The organism is Methanothermobacter sp., from assembly GCF_030055425.1.
Lineage (GTDB): Archaea > Methanobacteriota > Methanobacteria > Methanobacteriales > Methanothermobacteraceae > Methanothermobacter.
In genome coordinates this window covers 12,880-28,613 of sequence record NZ_JASFYE010000001.1, presented here as the reverse complement: position 1 = coordinate 28,613, position 15,734 = coordinate 12,880, and the positions used below count along the sequence as shown (strand labels likewise).

Annotated in this window: 20 protein-coding genes; 7 read left to right on the top strand and 13 right to left on the bottom strand. The window is 50.1% G+C overall.

What is annotated here, in order from left to right; genetic code table 11:
* The first annotated feature begins 62 nt into the window (after window positions 1-62).
* The 3 genes from QFX39_RS00165 to QFX39_RS00155 all read left to right on the top strand — a co-directional run bounded on the left by QFX39_RS00165 (window position 63) and on the right by QFX39_RS00155 (window position 3,295).
* Window positions 63-635, top strand: a complete 573-nt coding sequence (locus QFX39_RS00165) for a hypothetical protein (protein ID WP_300476168.1) — start codon at window positions 63-65, stop codon at window positions 633-635.
* A gap of 227 nt (window positions 636-862) precedes the next feature.
* A complete protein-coding gene (locus tag QFX39_RS00160; protein ID WP_300476165.1) occupies window positions 863-2,191 on the top strand; it encodes an ATP-binding protein in 1,329 nt (442 codons plus the stop codon).
* Window positions 2,192-2,272: 81 nt separating this feature from the next.
* Entirely contained in the window at window positions 2,273-3,295 is a 1,023-nt protein-coding gene (locus QFX39_RS00155) for an adenylosuccinate synthetase (protein ID WP_300476162.1), read from the top strand.
* A 311-nt stretch (window positions 3,296-3,606) separates the two neighbouring features.
* Here the strand turns inward: QFX39_RS00155 and thiD are convergent, their stop codons facing one another.
* Genes thiD through proS form a run of 4 tightly spaced genes read right to left on the bottom strand, consistent with a single transcriptional unit; the run spans window position 3,607 to window position 7,174 of the window.
* A complete protein-coding gene (gene thiD, locus QFX39_RS00150) occupies window positions 3,607-4,386 on the bottom strand; it encodes a bifunctional hydroxymethylpyrimidine kinase/phosphomethylpyrimidine kinase (protein WP_300476159.1) in 780 nt (259 codons plus the stop codon).
* An 8-nt stretch (window positions 4,387-4,394) separates the two neighbouring features.
* A complete protein-coding gene (gene cofC / locus QFX39_RS00145) occupies window positions 4,395-5,066 on the bottom strand; it encodes a 2-phospho-L-lactate guanylyltransferase (protein ID WP_300476157.1) in 672 nt (223 codons plus the stop codon).
* Window positions 5,063-5,764, bottom strand: coding sequence for a hypothetical protein (locus QFX39_RS00140; protein ID WP_300476155.1), 702 nt, complete (start codon window positions 5,762-5,764; stop codon window positions 5,063-5,065). The genes cofC and QFX39_RS00140 overlap by 4 nt, the downstream gene beginning before the upstream one ends.
* A gap of 12 nt (window positions 5,765-5,776) precedes the next feature.
* Entirely contained in the window at window positions 5,777-7,174 is a 1,398-nt protein-coding gene (gene proS / locus QFX39_RS00135; RefSeq protein WP_300476152.1) for a proline--tRNA ligase, read from the bottom strand.
* 134 nt (window positions 7,175-7,308) lie between these two features.
* Between proS and QFX39_RS00130 the strand changes: the two genes are divergently transcribed.
* Genes QFX39_RS00130 through rpiA form a run of 3 tightly spaced genes read left to right on the top strand, consistent with a single transcriptional unit; the run spans window position 7,309 to window position 9,487 of the window.
* Window positions 7,309-8,352, top strand: a complete 1,044-nt coding sequence (locus QFX39_RS00130) for an NAD(P)-dependent glycerol-1-phosphate dehydrogenase (protein ID WP_300476149.1) — start codon at window positions 7,309-7,311, stop codon at window positions 8,350-8,352.
* Entirely contained in the window at window positions 8,353-8,796 is a 444-nt protein-coding gene (locus QFX39_RS00125) for a UPF0179 family protein (RefSeq protein WP_300476146.1), read from the top strand. It abuts the gene before it with no gap.
* A gap of 13 nt (window positions 8,797-8,809) precedes the next feature.
* Complete coding sequence (gene rpiA / locus QFX39_RS00120) at window positions 8,810-9,487, top strand: ribose-5-phosphate isomerase RpiA (RefSeq protein ID WP_300476143.1); 678 nt, start codon at window positions 8,810-8,812, stop codon at window positions 9,485-9,487.
* On the opposite strand, the gene QFX39_RS00115 is transcribed toward rpiA, so the two are convergent.
* From QFX39_RS00115 to QFX39_RS00100, 4 genes are all read right to left on the bottom strand, one after another.
* Window positions 9,477-9,683, bottom strand: coding sequence for a hypothetical protein (locus QFX39_RS00115; protein WP_013295805.1), 207 nt, complete (start codon window positions 9,681-9,683; stop codon window positions 9,477-9,479). The genes rpiA and QFX39_RS00115 overlap by 11 nt on opposite strands.
* 101 nt (window positions 9,684-9,784) lie before the next feature.
* A complete protein-coding gene (locus QFX39_RS00110; RefSeq protein ID WP_300476139.1) occupies window positions 9,785-10,591 on the bottom strand; it encodes a metal ABC transporter permease in 807 nt (268 codons plus the stop codon).
* A 5-nt stretch (window positions 10,592-10,596) separates the two neighbouring features.
* Window positions 10,597-11,343: a metal ABC transporter ATP-binding protein gene (locus tag QFX39_RS00105; RefSeq protein WP_300476137.1), complete on the bottom strand. Its 747-nt coding sequence runs from the start codon at window positions 11,341-11,343 to the stop codon at window positions 10,597-10,599.
* A 5-nt stretch (window positions 11,344-11,348) separates the two neighbouring features.
* The gene (locus QFX39_RS00100; protein ID WP_300476135.1) at window positions 11,349-12,236 is read right to left on the bottom strand and encodes a zinc ABC transporter substrate-binding protein; all 888 of its coding nucleotides are present in this window, start codon (window positions 12,234-12,236) and stop codon (window positions 11,349-11,351) included.
* 116 nt (window positions 12,237-12,352) lie between these two features.
* Here QFX39_RS00100 and QFX39_RS00095 point away from each other — a divergent pair, with 116 nt between their 5' ends.
* Window positions 12,353-12,736 carry a CopG family ribbon-helix-helix protein gene (locus tag QFX39_RS00095; RefSeq protein ID WP_300476132.1) on the top strand — a complete coding sequence of 128 codons (384 nt, stop codon included), beginning with the start codon at window positions 12,353-12,355 and terminating at the stop codon, window positions 12,734-12,736.
* 89 nt (window positions 12,737-12,825) lie between these two features.
* Here QFX39_RS00095 and cobM read toward each other — a convergent pair whose 3' ends face one another.
* The 5 genes from cobM to QFX39_RS00070 form a co-directional block, all read right to left on the bottom strand.
* Complete coding sequence (cobM, locus tag QFX39_RS00090; protein WP_300477110.1) at window positions 12,826-13,557, bottom strand: precorrin-4 C(11)-methyltransferase; 732 nt, start codon at window positions 13,555-13,557, stop codon at window positions 12,826-12,828.
* A 119-nt stretch (window positions 13,558-13,676) separates the two neighbouring features.
* Window positions 13,677-14,549: a DUF166 family protein gene (locus QFX39_RS00085; RefSeq protein WP_300476130.1), complete on the bottom strand. Its 873-nt coding sequence runs from the start codon at window positions 14,547-14,549 to the stop codon at window positions 13,677-13,679.
* Between the two features lie 10 nt (window positions 14,550-14,559).
* Window positions 14,560-14,802 (bottom strand): TIGR00304 family protein, encoded by a 243-nt coding sequence (locus QFX39_RS00080; protein WP_013295798.1) that lies wholly within the window; start codon window positions 14,800-14,802, stop codon window positions 14,560-14,562.
* Window positions 14,803-14,945: 143 nt separating this feature from the next.
* The gene (locus QFX39_RS00075; RefSeq protein WP_300476126.1) at window positions 14,946-15,167 is read right to left on the bottom strand and encodes a hypothetical protein; all 222 of its coding nucleotides are present in this window, start codon (window positions 15,165-15,167) and stop codon (window positions 14,946-14,948) included.
* A gap of 111 nt (window positions 15,168-15,278) precedes the next feature.
* Entirely contained in the window at window positions 15,279-15,692 is a 414-nt protein-coding gene (locus QFX39_RS00070) for a methyl-coenzyme M reductase family protein (protein ID WP_300476123.1), read from the bottom strand.
* Window positions 15,693-15,734 lie beyond the last annotated feature (42 nt).

Here is a 15,734-nt window from a genome sequence, read left to right as displayed (position 1 = left end):
GGGGTTATGCAGCACACAGGTGGGTGGGGAGGTCCCATCACAAAAATTAAAGGAGGCTTGGGATGTTTCTGAGACTGGCTGAACTGGATAATGAGAAAAAGCAGACAATCATGGAGAGGTACCTCAGGCATATAGAGGAGATATGGTTCCGTGATGAGTATATAATCGTCTTCAACACACTCTATGAGGCGGTCTTCCTTGAGAAACTCCCTGAACTAATGGACCGTTTCGTAAGGGAGGCCATAGAGGAGAGGTACCATGAGCCGCACAGATCATTCATGTGGTGGATCTATGAAAAGAAGAGGGACTACCTGAGGGACTCAATCTCAGTTGATAAGGAGTATTTCATTGTAATCTCCAGGGCATTCCAGGAACCTGGCTGGCTGGACGTGGACATGGTGTTTGAATTCGTGGACCCCCTTGAAGCCGAATACGAGTTCACGGTGAATGTGATGGGGTCGGTGGTTGATAAACTCACAGAATTCGCAGATAACACATTTGAGGACTTCATGGAAAAGATCGAGCCTGACATATACGTCCTCCACATGGAAGATGATATCCTCCAGGAGATCTACCTCAACAGGGATATGATAAACATTGAACTGGACGATGAACTGAAATTCATATGTGTGTGAACGGGCACGCATCGATTGAAATTGTATTTGAAGCGCAATGACTCAGGTGTGAAACGTTCACAAGCTCCTTTTTTGAGGCATTCCTCTTCACGCGAGACATAACTGCAGTGGTACAATCATAACCGCTCCTCATAATGTACGGCGGCAGATTCACTGATGGCCAAAGCTTAAGTTACCCAACCTATTATATTATCAGAGAGACAGATTCTTAGGTGAGGAGTGGTTGAATGGATTACTACCATGATGAAAAAATGCAGGAACTCTTTGAGCTGCTCAAACAGCCAAAGTCACTGGATGAGATAGACCTCTCAGTTAACTTCATAAAAAACCTCCTTCTGAAGATCATAGCAACCTATGGTAGCATACAGGTTAACAGGATACATGAGATAACCGGTCTCCATGTGGACATACTCGAGGAGTGCCTCAAGGAGATGGAGAAGGATGAGCTCTGCGCCCCCACAGGCGGGGGCTTCCTCTTCCCCAGTGTAACCTACACCATCAAGAAACAGGGGAGGAAACAGGCTGATAAACTCCTCAGGGAGAACCCCTACATGGGGATGGCACCTGTAAGCTATGACAGCTACTTTGAAATAATGGGCAGGCAGCTTGAGGGGAGATTCCCGATAATGATCCCCCAGGAGGTCATAGATAAGGCCTTCAGTGACGTGGTGGGAAATGAAAGCGCAAAGAAGACACTCATCGAGGCAGCAATAGGTGGTAAGGGATTATTCATCTACGGGCCGCCGGGTACAGGTAAAACCTTCATAACAAGCAAAATGTCAGACCTTCTGCCCCCGCTGCTCATACCAAGGTATGTGGAGTTCAGTGAACAGGTCATACAGTTCTATGACCCTGACTTCCACCGTGCATGCCCTGAACAGCCAGAGGACCCGAGATGGGTTAAGATATACGCCCCATTTGTCTTCACAGGGTCCGAACTTACAAGTGAGAAACTTGAAACCAGATTTGACCCCAACAAGGGAGTATATGAGACATCACCCATAATAAAGGCCAATGGTGGAGTGCTGCTAATTGACGACCTTGGAAGGCAGAAGGAGGACCACAACGCCCTCCTGAACCGCCTGATCGTCCCACTGGAGAACAAGAAGGACATGATCTACGTTAAGGGGTCCCCAATAGTCGTCCACACCCACTTCATACCCGCCTTCTCAACCAACCTTGACATAACAATAATGGACGAGGCCCACCTCAGGAGGGCGCCGCTGCATGTACACCTTGAAAAACCCAGTGTGGATGAGATAGTGGAGGTCTTCAGGCGCAACCTTGAATCAATGGGGGAAGAATACGACCCCGAGGTCCTTGAAAGATTTGCAAGGGTCTACAGGCCGATGACCGAGGGAGGCGAGGGCCTCCAGCCAACCTTTGCCCATGCAAGGGATATAGCCCAGATAGCCCAGGCCGTGAGGATAAGGAAGGGTGAGGACAGATTGACCCTTGAAACCATGGAGGAGGCCCTCCAGCAGCATGTGCTCATAGCACTCCAGAGGAGATTCACCCCCATGCTCTTTGAGAGGATAATAAGAAAGAAGGCATGAGTAACCCAGTGGCACTTTGGGAAAAACTTTTATTGCATACCCCTTAATATATGAGAGGCAGAAATTTTAAGGAGAATCAGTATGACGTGCACCGTTTTAGTTGGAGGAGGATGGGGTGACGAAGGTAAAGGTAAATGCATAACCTATCTATGTTACAATGACAAGCCATCAATAATAGCAAGGGCAGGGGTGGGACCCAACGCGGGCCATTCAGTGGAATTCAGGGGTGATAAGTACGGGCTCCGCCTCACACCCTCAGGTTTCTTCCATGAGGATGCAAGGCTCCTCATAGGTGCCGGGGTCCTGGTTGACCCTGAGGTCTTCCTCCATGAAATGGAGTACCTCTCAAAGTACAGTGTGGCAGAGAGGACAGGTGTCGACTACAGGTGCGCCATAATAGAGAAGAAGCACAAGGAGCAGGACCAGTCATCCAGTTACCTCTCCAAGAAGATAGGGAGCACGGGTACAGGATGCGGACCCGCCAATGCAGACCGCGTCATGAGGACAGCGAAACTTGCGCGTGAGGTGAGTGAACTGGAGGATTTCCTTACAGACGTCCCCCTGGAGGTCAACGAGGCCCTTGATGAGGGGGAGGACGTCTTTGTGGAGGGATCCCAGGGGTTCGGCCTTTCACTCTACTACGGCACATACCCCTATGTTACAAGCAAGGACACCACCGCAAGCACAGCCGCGGCCGATGTGGGTATTGGACCCACAAGGGTTGATGAGGTCATAGCGGTCTTCAAATCATACATCACAAGGGTTGGTGAGGGCCCCTTCCCGACTGAGATCAGCCAGGAGGAGGCAGAAGAGCTCGGCCTTGAGGAGTACGGGACAGTCACAGGGAGAAGAAGGAGGATTGGCCTGTTTGACATGGAGATGGCCAGGGAATCCTGCATGATTAACGGGGCAACACAGATCGCTGTTACCTGTGTCGACAGACTCTACCCTCAATGTGAACGTGTCAGGGAGTACTCTGACCTCTCAGCCGAAGTGAAACGTTTCATAGAGGAAATAGAATCCGAAACTGGGGTGCCAGTCACCATAATATCCACGGGTCCATCCCTCGAGGATACCATTGACCTCAGGGATGAGCTGCTCTAATTATTTCCTGTTTAGATCAGGGTTTTTTTCTTCTGATTCTCACCCCACCCTTCTCATCCCGGTTCCATGACCTATTGACTTATTCCGGTTCACTGAACTGAATAAATTTAGTTTACTCAGGTAAATTACTTCTGAGTAAATAATTTTTTGAGGGATGAATCAGTACTTTGATGAATAAGAAGGTGAAATTTTTCAGTTTTTCCATGAAAAAGAGTGACGGTATCTGGAATGATATGCTGCTGCCTTTCTGGAGATAAACAGGTAGCTTCTACAGCTTTTGTAATAGAAATAAAATATGAAACTTTTCTGAATCAGTCCTTCAGGTCTTCAGCACTAACCCTTTCACCGTACATCCAGAACTGGTTTAGGGTGCCGTGGTGCCCGTGCCTTATGGCCTCCCTTACAAAGTCCCCGGCCTTTCTCAGGGCATCAGCCAGTTCAAGACCCGCCTCAAGGTATGCGGTGGTTGCAGCTGAGAATGAGCAGCCGCTTCCATGGGTGTTCCTGCTCTCTACCAGTTCACCCTCAAGCACAGACACGTCACCGTCAATGCAGATCACATTATTACCGCCCAGGTGGCCTCCTGTTATTATAACATCGCAGATTTCACCCAGGACCACCGCGGCCCTCACCGCATCATCCAGGGTCCTTATGGAGACCCCTGAGAGCCTCTCTGCCTCTGCAACATTGGGTGTTGCTATAAGTGCCTCAGGGAGCAGATGATCTTTAAGCGCATCAGAAAAACCACCTGCAGATAGGCTGCCTCCTGAGGCCGCCACCATCACAGGGTCCACCACAACCTCCAGTTCATACTCCCTGATCTTCTCTGCAACGGTCAGCACTATCTCCTCACTGTAGAGCATACCGGTCTTGGCGTGCACTATATCCAGGTCCTCCATCACAAGGTCGATCTGCTCGGCGACAAATTCGGGGGGCACGGCCATTACACCCGAAACCCTCCCCACGTTCTGGGCAGTGAGTGCGGTTATAACCCCTGCACCGTAAACTCCAAGGGCAGAGAATGTCTTGATATCGGCTAGGATCCCTGCCCCACCTGATGGATCAAAACCAGCGATTGAAAGTGCCATCATGGTCTCACCTAGAATGATCTTGAAACCTCAAGCCTGTCAGAACCCCTTGAGGGCCTCACAGTGAAACTGAGCTTTCTGAGGTACTCCCTTGCATGGGTCCCCTCTCCATGGAGTATTATCTCCCCGAGGTCCTCTGCTGTGTTAACATCCAGTGAAAGGTAGAATGAGTCATACACGGAGACGCTGAGACCCCTACTCTCAGCTTCACTCACATGCTCAAAGAAGCTGCAGTCACCGAACCTCAACCTCATGGACCCCGGCCTGAATATCAGGGTGTTGGTCCCCCCACCCTTGGCAGGGGCTATAACAACATCAAAGTGGGATGCCCTGTGGAGGAGTTCAGTGATATCGGTTTTCCCTATGAGGGGTATGTCTGAGGGTGTTATCATGACCCTCTCAAATTCTGGTATGCAGAACTCGGCAGCCTGTTCAAGGGCACCGTTGAGGTCCTTCCGGCCCTTCTCCTCAAGTATATCGACTCCAAGGCTGTATGCGTATTCAAGGACATCTGCATCTGCACTGATAACCAGCACACGGTCAACGTGTCTCCTGAGGGCCTCTGAAACATCCATCAGCATGGCCCTGAGCAGACCCTCCCGTTCTGATGGTGAAAGTGTGGGGGATAGCCGCGTCTTTGCATGTGCAAACCTTGAAACCGGTATTATGGCGCAGGTCTTCATTGTCTTGCTCCGATCTGGTTCTTCAGGGCATCAAGTACCGAGAACAGTTTAAAGGGACTTTCTGTCTGGTTGAGGATCGGGCTGGTGATGTTAAGCTCTGAGAGCTGTTCCTCGGTGAGCCCGTACTCATCCATGAGCCCTGACCTCACCGCTGTGATGTTCTCCCTCAGCTGGTAGAACCGCATATCCCTCTTTTTAACCATGGCGTAAACCTCTCCACGGTATATGTTGAGTTCATCGCCCCTTGCAAGCACCCAGAGCTTGAGCTGTGTGGTGAACGCCTCAGCCGGATCCGCGGGGTTCGATGATGAGAGGACCTCCACCATGAGCGCCGGGGCTTTACCGGCGGGTTCCAGTTTAACCCCCTGTAATGTCCTCTCCTCGGGTTCTACCGAGTACGCGGGAACATCCTCTGCAGAGCCGGGACTCACATGGGTTCCTGTGGCAATTACAAGGTCACCCGAGGTATTTGAGGCCAGGAGGGTGCCGCTGTCAACCCGTACAGGTTTATTTCCTGTGTTCCTTATTTCCACAGTATTCGGAACGTCACCGGCGCTCCCCTTCTGTATCACCTCTGCACTACCATCGCTGACGGCCGATGCAAGGTCGGGACCTCCCAGTGTGATGTAGCCTATCCCTCCGCTCAGAAATGCGAAGATGAATATCAGGCTGATGACAAGAAGGATTCTTGCGTTCATCCAATCTCCCATCTAGTAGGTTCTGGCAAGGTATGCCCTGTAGGGGGCGTCTCTACCACAGTTCATGCATTTACCGCTTCCACCCTCCTGTATCCCAAGGATATCCACCCGGACCTTCTCCTCAACATCCATGCCGCACTCCTCATCACCGCACCACATGAAGGATATTATGCCCATTTTCTCCTCTATTATGTTCCTGGCCTCCTCTATGGTCCCTGCCTCACGGATCTCTGATTCCATCCTCTCCCAGGCCCTTCTCCTAAGGTTTTCGAGAATGTCAGCCATGAGATCCCTGAGGGTGTCCTGGATACCGTCAAGGTCTGCTGTTATCTTCTCACCGGTGTCCCGCCTGGAGATGACCGCGGAATTATTTTCAAGGTCCCTTGGCCCTATCTCAACCCTCAGGGGGACGCCGCGCATCTCCCATTCATAGTACTTCCTCCCTGCCCGGAGGTCACGGTCATCAAGGTGCACCCTGAAACCTGCATCCTCAAGCCTATCCCTGAGGTCCCTGCAGGTCTCCATGACCTCATCAGCGGCCTTCTTGAAGATAACAGGCACTATAACCACCTGGTGGGCTGCAACCTCGGGGGGTAGACATAGACCTGATTCATCCCCATGGACAGCTATAACCGAGGCTATGACCCTGTCTGATAAGCCGTAACAGGTCTGGTGGACGTACTCATGCTCACCCTCGGGGTTTTCAAATTTTATCTCGAAGGTCCTTGCAAAGGTCTGCCCGAGGTTGTGGACGGTTCCTATCTGGAGGGTTTTGCCGTCGGGCATGAGGGTGTCAAAGGCCATCGTGTAGTCTGAGCCAGGGAATTTGTCCCACGGGGGCCTCTTTGTTATGAGGTATGGGATTCCCAGGGAGTCAAAGAATTCCCTGTAGATCTCTATGGCCCTTTCAACCTGTTCCTCTGCCTCCTCGGCGGTTGCATGTATTGTGTGGGCCTCCTTGAAGGTTGTTATCTCACGTACCCTTATCAGAGGCCTTGTATGTTTTGTCTCATACCTGAAGGTGTTAACTATCTGGTAGAACCTCATGGGTAGATCCGTGTGTGACCTGACCCAGAGTGCGAACATGGGGTACATGACGGTTTCACTTGTGGGCCTGAGGGCCAGTTTCCTCTGTAGCTTGCTGAGGCCCCCATGTGTAACCCAGTAAACTTCGTCCTCGAAGCCCTTTACGTGTATGGCCTCCTTTGCCAGTTCATCCTCAGGTACAAGAAGCGGGAAGAGAACCTCCTCATGGTCCCTGTCAAGTATCCTCTTCAGGATATTGAGGGTGTTTTTCCTTATCCTGAATCCATGGGGCATCCATACATGCATACCCTTGACCGGATACCTCTGATCTATAATCTCAGCTTCCTCTAAAATATTGTGGAACCATTCACTGAACTCTGTCATTTTTTCACCATGATAACAGTTAGGGTCTTTTCTGATAAATTTCTGCAAAAGTATATTTTCCTCTGGAGATAAACACCAATCAAAAATTATTTTATTACTCCTACTTAAATAATATACTCCATCAGAGGGTTAACATGGATCCAAGGAAAATTCAGCTACCAAGGGAGATACACACAGGGCCCGGTGTTATAGAGGATACCGGGAGGATATGCAGTGACCTCAGATTCGAGGGAAGGGTTATGGTGGTGACGGGCCCCAGAACCCTTAAAATTGCCGGTGAGACGGCAATTGAGAGTTTGCAGGGTGCTGGATTCGAGGTTGACCAGGTCACGGTTGGGGATGCCACCATGGCCTCGGTGTCCCAGGTCCAGGATGGCCTCAACGGCACCTCCCTTGTGCTTGGTGTGGGTGGGGGTAAGGTTATCGATGTTGCGAAGATGGCCGCCACGCTTGAGGGCGTGCACTTCATAAGTGTGCCCACAGCGGCATCCCATGATGGGATAGCCTCCCCCAGGGCATCCATAAGGAACGGTGAGGGCACAGCATCCCTTGAGGCCTCTTCACCAATCGGTGTGATAGCAGATACTGAGGTAATAAGTAAGGCCCCCTTCAGGCTCCTTGCATCAGGCTGTGCAGATATAATATCCAATTACACGGCCATAATGGACTGGAAACTTGCCCACAGGCTTCTTAATGAGAGGTACAGTGAATCAGCAGCTGCACTTTCACTCATGACAGCCAAAATGATTATAAACTCTGCCGACGCCATAAAAGAGGGTCTTGAGGAGAGTGCAAGGCTAGCTGTGAAGTCACTCATAAGCAGCGGCATAGCAATAAGCATAGCAGGGAGCAGTAGGCCTGCAAGTGGCTCGGAGCACAAGTTCAGCCACGCCCTTGACATGGTGGCACCCGAACCTGCACTTCACGGAGAACAGTGCGGGGTGGGGACAATAATGATGATGCACCTCCACGGCGGGGACTGGAGGTTCATAAGGGATGCCCTGGCAAGGATAAACGCCCCAACAACAGCAGCCGAACTTGGCATCGACCCTGAATACATCATAGAGGCACTTACACTGGCCCACACTATCAGAAAGGAAAGATACACAATCCTTGGAGACAGAGGTTTAACCCGCGAGGCCGCTGAAAGGCTTGCAAAGATAACGGAAGTGATATGATTGATAACTCTTATTGGCGAAAAACTTGCAAGGAAGGGGTCAAGGTTCCTCTTCTGCGGACCTGCAGAGGAATGTGAGGATTGCAGGTTCAGGTCGACATGCATAGGACCCCTCGAGGAGGGGAGGCTCTACAGGATAACCGATGTTAAGGACAGGTACCAGAAGTGCCCTGTTCACCTTGGAGAGAAGGTGAAGGTAATTGAGGTTGAAAAATCCACTGTCGAGGCACTCATAGACGCAAAGGGAGCATTTGAAGGATCAGTGATTTCATTCGATTTTCCTGAATGTGACCTGGAGTGCAGCATGCATGATCTATGTTTCCCTGAGGGCATCAGGGATGGTGACAGGTGCAGGATTGTAAAAAATCTTGGAAAACCTGGAAAACAGTGCCCTGGCGGTCATGAACTGAGAAGGGTTCTTTTGAAACCCCTGAATAAAAAATGAATGGGAGTCTACAATGGATCTCAAGAGGATGGCCGCCCTAAGGGCGGTTGAGGAGATAAAGGATGGGGATATCGTCGGACTCGGCACCGGTTCAACAACCCACCACTTCATAGTGGAACTTGGAAGGCGCGTCAGGGAGGAGGAACTGGAGGTTATGGGTGTCCCCACATCTTACCAGTCAATGTTACTTGCAGCAGAGTCAGGTATAGGGGTCACAAGTCTTGCAGAACACGACGTCGATGTGGCTGTTGACGGCGCAGATGAGGTGGACCCTCAATTCAACCTTATAAAGGGGGGTGGGGCTGCCCATACACTTGAGAAGATAGTTGACTCATCTGCAGGGCGCTTCATAGTTATAGTGGATGAATCAAAACTTGTTGATAGGCTGGGCGCATTTCCTCTCCCTGTTGAGGTCATCCCTGCAGCCTGCAGACCCGTTATGGTGAGGCTCGAGTCCATGGGGGCCACTGTAACCCTCAGGTCATGTGAGGGGAAGGACGGCCCCATTGTAACAGATAACGGTAACTTTGTCCTTGACGCATCATTCGGTGTTATTGATGACCCTGCAGACCTTGAGGTGGAGCTCAACAGTATACCGGGTGTCGTGGAGAATGGTATCTTCGCAGGCCTTGCTGATATGGTTATCGCGGGGACTGAGGGTGGTGTTGAGATTCTCAGGCCTAGAGGGTGATCGTCACAATATGCGCAAGGGGTATTATGACTGTGGTGGTTGTTTTACCACCCCTTAATTTCAGTTCTAGACTCAGATAATCGGTTTCAACCCTCTTGACCTCACCGTAGTACGTCTTCCCGGTTATGAGTGTGATGCTGAGGTAGTCACCGATTGCTGATTTCAGTGTATCCCTGAGGTCTGATCCGCACTTCATAATCTAGGGTTTCATCTAATTCTTTAATGTATTTTTTGATATGCTTGCTGCGAATCCCGGGTTTTATCTATTTTTTGTATTTTTTGGTAGGATCATAGATCTTATGAACTCCTCAGGGACTTCAGTATCCGGGCCGCGCCAAATAGAAGTGTGAGGATAAGGACTATGATGGCTCCTGATGAGATATTGAACCAGTAGGAAACCCATAGGCCCAGTATGGCTGCAAATATGCCTGTGATTGAGGCCTTAATCATTATGTCACCCATATCTGTACTGAAGTCCCTTGCAACAGCCGCTGGAACCGTGAGCAGTGCCATCACAAGTATTATGCCCGCTGCCTTTATGAGTACAACGACACTTATGGCCACCAGTGAAAGCAGGTAAAGGTAAAAGGTGTCAGCAGGCACACCAAGGACCTCTGCGTACTCCTCATCGAAGCAGAGCGCCACAAATTCCCTGTTGAAAAGGAGGGCACTTGCTATTATGATGAGGTCAAGGACGAGCATGGTCCAGAGGTCTGCGCTGCTTACCATGAGGATGTTGCCGAAGAGGTAGCTGAAAAGATCCGGGGCATAACCAGGGCTGAGGTTCACGAACAGTATACCCAGGGCCATACCAGCTGACCAGAGCATGCCTATCGCGGTATCTTCACTTATATCTGTTTTCCTTGTGATTTTACCCATAAGGAGAGCGGCTGCAACGGTGAAGGGGATGGCCGCTGTCACCGGATTCATACCCAGGAGGTACCCCAGCCCCACGCCACCAAATGCCGCATGTGATATACCTCCGCTTATTGAGACTATCCTCTTGGTCACAACGTAGCTTCCAACTATACCGCAGGCTATGCTGACAAGTACCGCTGCAACCACAGCGTTCCTCATAAACTGGTACTCTAGGATCTCAAGCACGGCAATCACCCCTCCCTGTGTTCATGGAGCACCCTGTGGGGTATACCATGTGCTATGAGTTCCACTGGACAGCCATATGCATCCTCAAGGCAGGTGACGGCCTCCTCCACTGTCCCATGAACAAATAGCCTGTGGTTGAGGCACGCCACACTGTCCACGTGCTGTGCGACCGTTCCGATATCGTGGGATACAAGGATAACTGTCATTCTCTCCCGCAAGCCATCTATGAGGTTGTAGAATGAGGTCCTGAAGGCGGGGTCAACGCTTGCAGTTGGCTCATCAAGGAGGAGAAGAGCTGGGTTTCGTACAATGGCCCTTGCAAGGAAAACCCTCTGCAGCTCACCCCCTGAGAGCTCACCAATTTTTCTATCCCTGTAATCCAGCATCCCCACTATTTCCAGGGATCTGAGGGCCCTTTTTCTATCATCGTCTGTATATGCCTCAAATCTCCTGTATGTGCCCATGAGGACTGTCTGGAGGACGTTTATGGGGAAATCTGTCTTGAAGTGACTCCTCTGGGGGAGGTATCCGATCCTTTCCCTGGTATCCTCAGGATTTTTCCCCAGCACCTTCACAGTTCCTGAAGATGGCCTTATCTGTCCTGTTATGAGTTTCAGGAGTGTTGTTTTACCCCCACCGTTGGGTCCGATTACTGCGAGGACCTCACCTTCAGGCACCTCAAGGTTGATATCCTCAAGTATGGGCCTGCCATTCACATGGTAATTCACATCCCTCATCTCAACTGCCAGCATTTCCATCACCCCTTAAGAGCCCTCAGTACCTCCTCAATGTTCCTTGTGTAGTTTCCACCCAGCGGGTCCACAACGGCAACTCCTGCACCTATCTCCTCTGCAATGAGTTCTGCATTTCTCCTGCTGAACTGTGGTGATACAATTACAACCCTTATGTTCTTCCTTCTGGCATCCTGGATTATCTGTGATAATGTTGCCGGACCGGGTTCCTTTCCCTCCCTTTCAATTGCGACCTGTTTTAACCCGTATTCCCTGCAGAAGTAGCCCCAGGCGGGGTGGTAGACCAGTATGCTCTCACCGGTTCTGTTTTTAAGCTCCATTCTGATCCGCATGTCCAGTTCATGCAGCCTTTCAAGGTAGGTGGCAGCGTTTTCACTGTAGTATCTGCTGTGCTGGGGGTCAATCTCCTGGAGCCCCCTCAGTGTGTTGTTCACCATCACCATTGCGTTTCTGGGTGATGTCCACACGTGGGGGTCGTATGGGCTCTCGGCTGATTCATGTGGATCTTCAATGTCTGATGGGATGAACTCTATCCCCTCTGAAGTGTTTATTATCCTCATACTGGGGTTAAGTGTCCTTATTTTTTCGAGGTAGTGGGTTTCGAATTCAAGGCCGGATCCAACAATGAAGTATGCCCTTGCCTCTGAAACCTTCCTGAGTGTCTCAGGTTGGGGTTCATAGGTGTGTGGGTCGGCGCCCTCTGGCACCAGGACAACCACCTCTGCCCGGTCCCCTGCAACTGCCTCCACAAACTCTTTCTGGGGCATTACTGTAACCGCAACAATCAGTTTTTCCTGATCTGGTTCATCTGACGTCTCTGATGTGAAGACGTACATTCCACTCATGGAGAGTATGGTTATGAGTGCAATTGCACCTATCTTCCATCTTTCCATCCAACCACCCACTTAATCTATGTTTCTGAAAACATATAAAAATTGTTAATATCTGGAGCATAATTTAATAAAATTTAGCATAAAGTATATAAATTCTTATTAAAATAGAGTGATTCATGGTTGTGGTCAGTGTTTCACTCAGTGAAAAGCTCCTCGCGGAGATAGATGCACTTAGGGATGAGATGGGATTCTCAGGAAGATCCGATGTTATAAGGGCTGCTGCAAGGCTTCTGATAGATGAGAAAAGAAACATGCAGGAATTGAGGGGAGATATAAACGCGGTTCTCTTTCTAATACACCATAGAAATGCCGAGGACATGGTGACAGACATAAAACATGACTATGAGGATATAATCAGCACCCAGATACACAGTCACCTCAAGGATGGGAAGTGCCTGGAACTCTTCATAATTGAGGGCGAGTCCTCAAGGGTGAGGGAACTCACAGAGAGGTTCATGGCCTGCGGGAAAATGGCCCACATAAAGCTCTTTACATTCTGATTTCAGGGGGTAACCTAAAAAAAATAAAATCTGTAGGACCTGTGGCTGAAGTCGGCCTCAGGAAGAATAATGTTGAGGATAAAATTTGTTCAGGACCTGTATTCGTGGCTGAATCCGGCGTCATAGAGCTTGGAGGCTCTGAACTCCCCTGGATCGAGAACCCTTCCCACGATTATCATGGCAGTTTTTTTTATACCGGCCTCACGTACCTTCATGGATATATCCGCCAGTGTACCCCTCACAATCTCCTCGTCAGGCCATGAGGCCCTTTTAACCACGGCAACGGGGGTGTCAGGTGGGTAGTGCTTCATTAGCCTTTCTGCAATGTCCCCTATCATGTGGACACCCAGGAATATGCACATGGTTGAACCGTGTCTTGCAAGCTCCTCGATGCTCTCTGAGGGCGGCACAGGTGTTCTTCCGGCAGGACGTGTTATTATGACGGTCTGAGAAATCTCAGGAAGTGTAAGTTCGGCCCCCAGGGCGGCTGCAGCTGCAAAAACGGAACTGACGCCAGGTATAACACTGTATGGAATTCCTTTCTCATCAAGAACCCTCATCTGCTCCTTGATGGCCCCATAAATGGAGGGGTCTCCTGTGTGAACCCTCGCCACGGTTTTACCGGCCCTGCAGGCATCCACCATGATCTCCGTTATCTCATCAAGGTTCATATGGGCGCTGTTATGGACCTCTGCACCTGGCGCGTATTCCAGGATCTTTCTGTTTACAAGTGAACCGGCGTATATCACAACTTCGGCCCTTTCAAGAACCCTTATGGCCTTCAGTGTTATGAGTTCAGGGTCTCCTGGACCTGCACCTATGAATACAACCTCACCTGTAACCTTTTCATCAACTTCAGGGTTTTCTGTGCCTTTCAGATTATCCTCTCCTCTGTGTTATTCCTTTTTTACATCCTGATGGTGTTATCATGTGGATCCCGTCATGGCCGCGGGTTTATCATTTCTATGGCCCCTTGGGGACACTCCCTGGCGCACCTCTCACAGGCACCGCAGGAGAAGGGATCCACCTCTGCAGTCACACCCCTCCTTATGGTATTCATGGATAACCTGACAAGGGGACAGACATCCATGCAGAGGAAGCCACAATCCTCTCCCAGACATTCCCTGGGGTTCACGTGGGCATGAACCCCCGGCACACCTGCAGCCCTCTTGAAGGCCTCCCTTGTGAGGTAACCTGCAACATGCAGGTGGGTATCCCCCAGTACAGGGTCAGCTTCCATGGACGCCAGGCAGGGGTAGTTGTGGAATCCTTCACCGGCAGCCACATCCACCTCAGGGAGGGGAACCCCCCTTATCCTCTCTGCGACGTAGAAGGTGGAACCGCAGGGGGCGCTTCTTTTAACCCTGACTGCAAGGACACTCTCCTTCACATCCATGTCCACCTCAGGCTTCCCGAATCCTGAGGCAAATGAGTCAATAAAGGGATTTCCTGTAGTATCAAGTGAACAGAAGGGTGATGGAAAGACGACTGATTCAACCATCCTGGAAATTTCAGATTTAAGGCCTTCAGGAAGCTGACCCGGCGCGTGGGATTCAATTATGAGGGCCTTTGATCCCGATTCAACGGCTATTTCAGCTGCTACAAGGTTAAGGTCACCGAAGAGTCCCGCAGCTACTGTGAGATCTGCATCAGGGATTTCTGGGGGAAGAAGTGATGAGGGATCATCCAGAAATTCACCAGAATAGTCATCATAATCAAATACAGCCACTATGTCCGGTGCCAGCCCATGGGCAGCGACGGTATTAACCACCCTGGCGCCGTATTCTCCACAGGCCACCATTATGATCCTCATGGAAGCACACCTATCTGTAGAACAGTATGTATGCAACCACCATGAGGATCAGGGCGAGCACAACCCCTGTGATGGCCATGTTCCTGTCGCTGCCAAAGATTATGGGCACGGGCCCTATCATTACAACTCCCGCGGCCTTAACCTCCCCCTTATCCCTTGTCTGGGAGGCGCTGAGGGCTCCTCCAATGAATGTTAAAAGTATGCCTGTGATTATAAGGATTACTCCTGCGGTTATGAGAATTTCTCCCCTCATGATATCCTCCACTCAAGTATTGTATTCTATTACTGTGTATCTGGTCTCAGTACAGCTATTGTACTCCCCATTTTATAAGTGGTATGTTGTGTGTCAGTGGCTGCTAAGTCAATGTCTCTGAATGAAATAAATAGCTGATGATTTTACTCTGGTTCCACGTATTCAATGGACACACATTCCCAGGGCTGGACCTCGGTATTTATTGTGGCGTAGAGTTCCCTATCGGTGTGCCTGAAGAGGTCCTCACAGCTGAAACTGAGGTCTGATGATACCTTAACCGGGTAGATCCTCCCCCTGTTACTCTTTACGATTATCTCTCCATCTCTACTTATGCCTATCACAAGCTGTTTTATTTCATTTGCCATATTAAATCCTCCAGCTCCTATACTAATCTTAAAGACCACCTAGATAAATCTGGATGACATGGATCCTGTGATGTTATGATGGACCCGCTGAATTTTTGTCAGCATAGAATCTCATAGCAGACGGTACTCAACCCTATGGCCCATCTTTCTTCTCTCAATGAGTTCCATGTCAACCATCTCATCAAGGAGGCCGTCATCGGCCACAATATCCTCTTGGGGGGTCCATGAGGGTTCTTCTGCGAGCCTATCATAGACCTCAAGAAGGGACTGTATCCTCTCAAGGACATCTTGATCAGCATCAAGGCCCTCTATTTCCCCCTTTATCCTGCGGGCGGTCTCTCTGAGAGTGTCTTCATCTGCGCTGGGAATGATGCACAGGACTCTGACCTCATTTCTCAGGAAGTACTGGCCCCTGTGAACGCTGAATGTGTCCCTCTGGATTATGAGGCCACCGGCATCCTCAACAAATTCCTCAAGTTCATGGAAGTTATGGGGCCCCCCTGTGAAGACCACTAGGGAATACATGTAAGGGTTTATGTGCATCAAACTATATCTATACATCAGTTA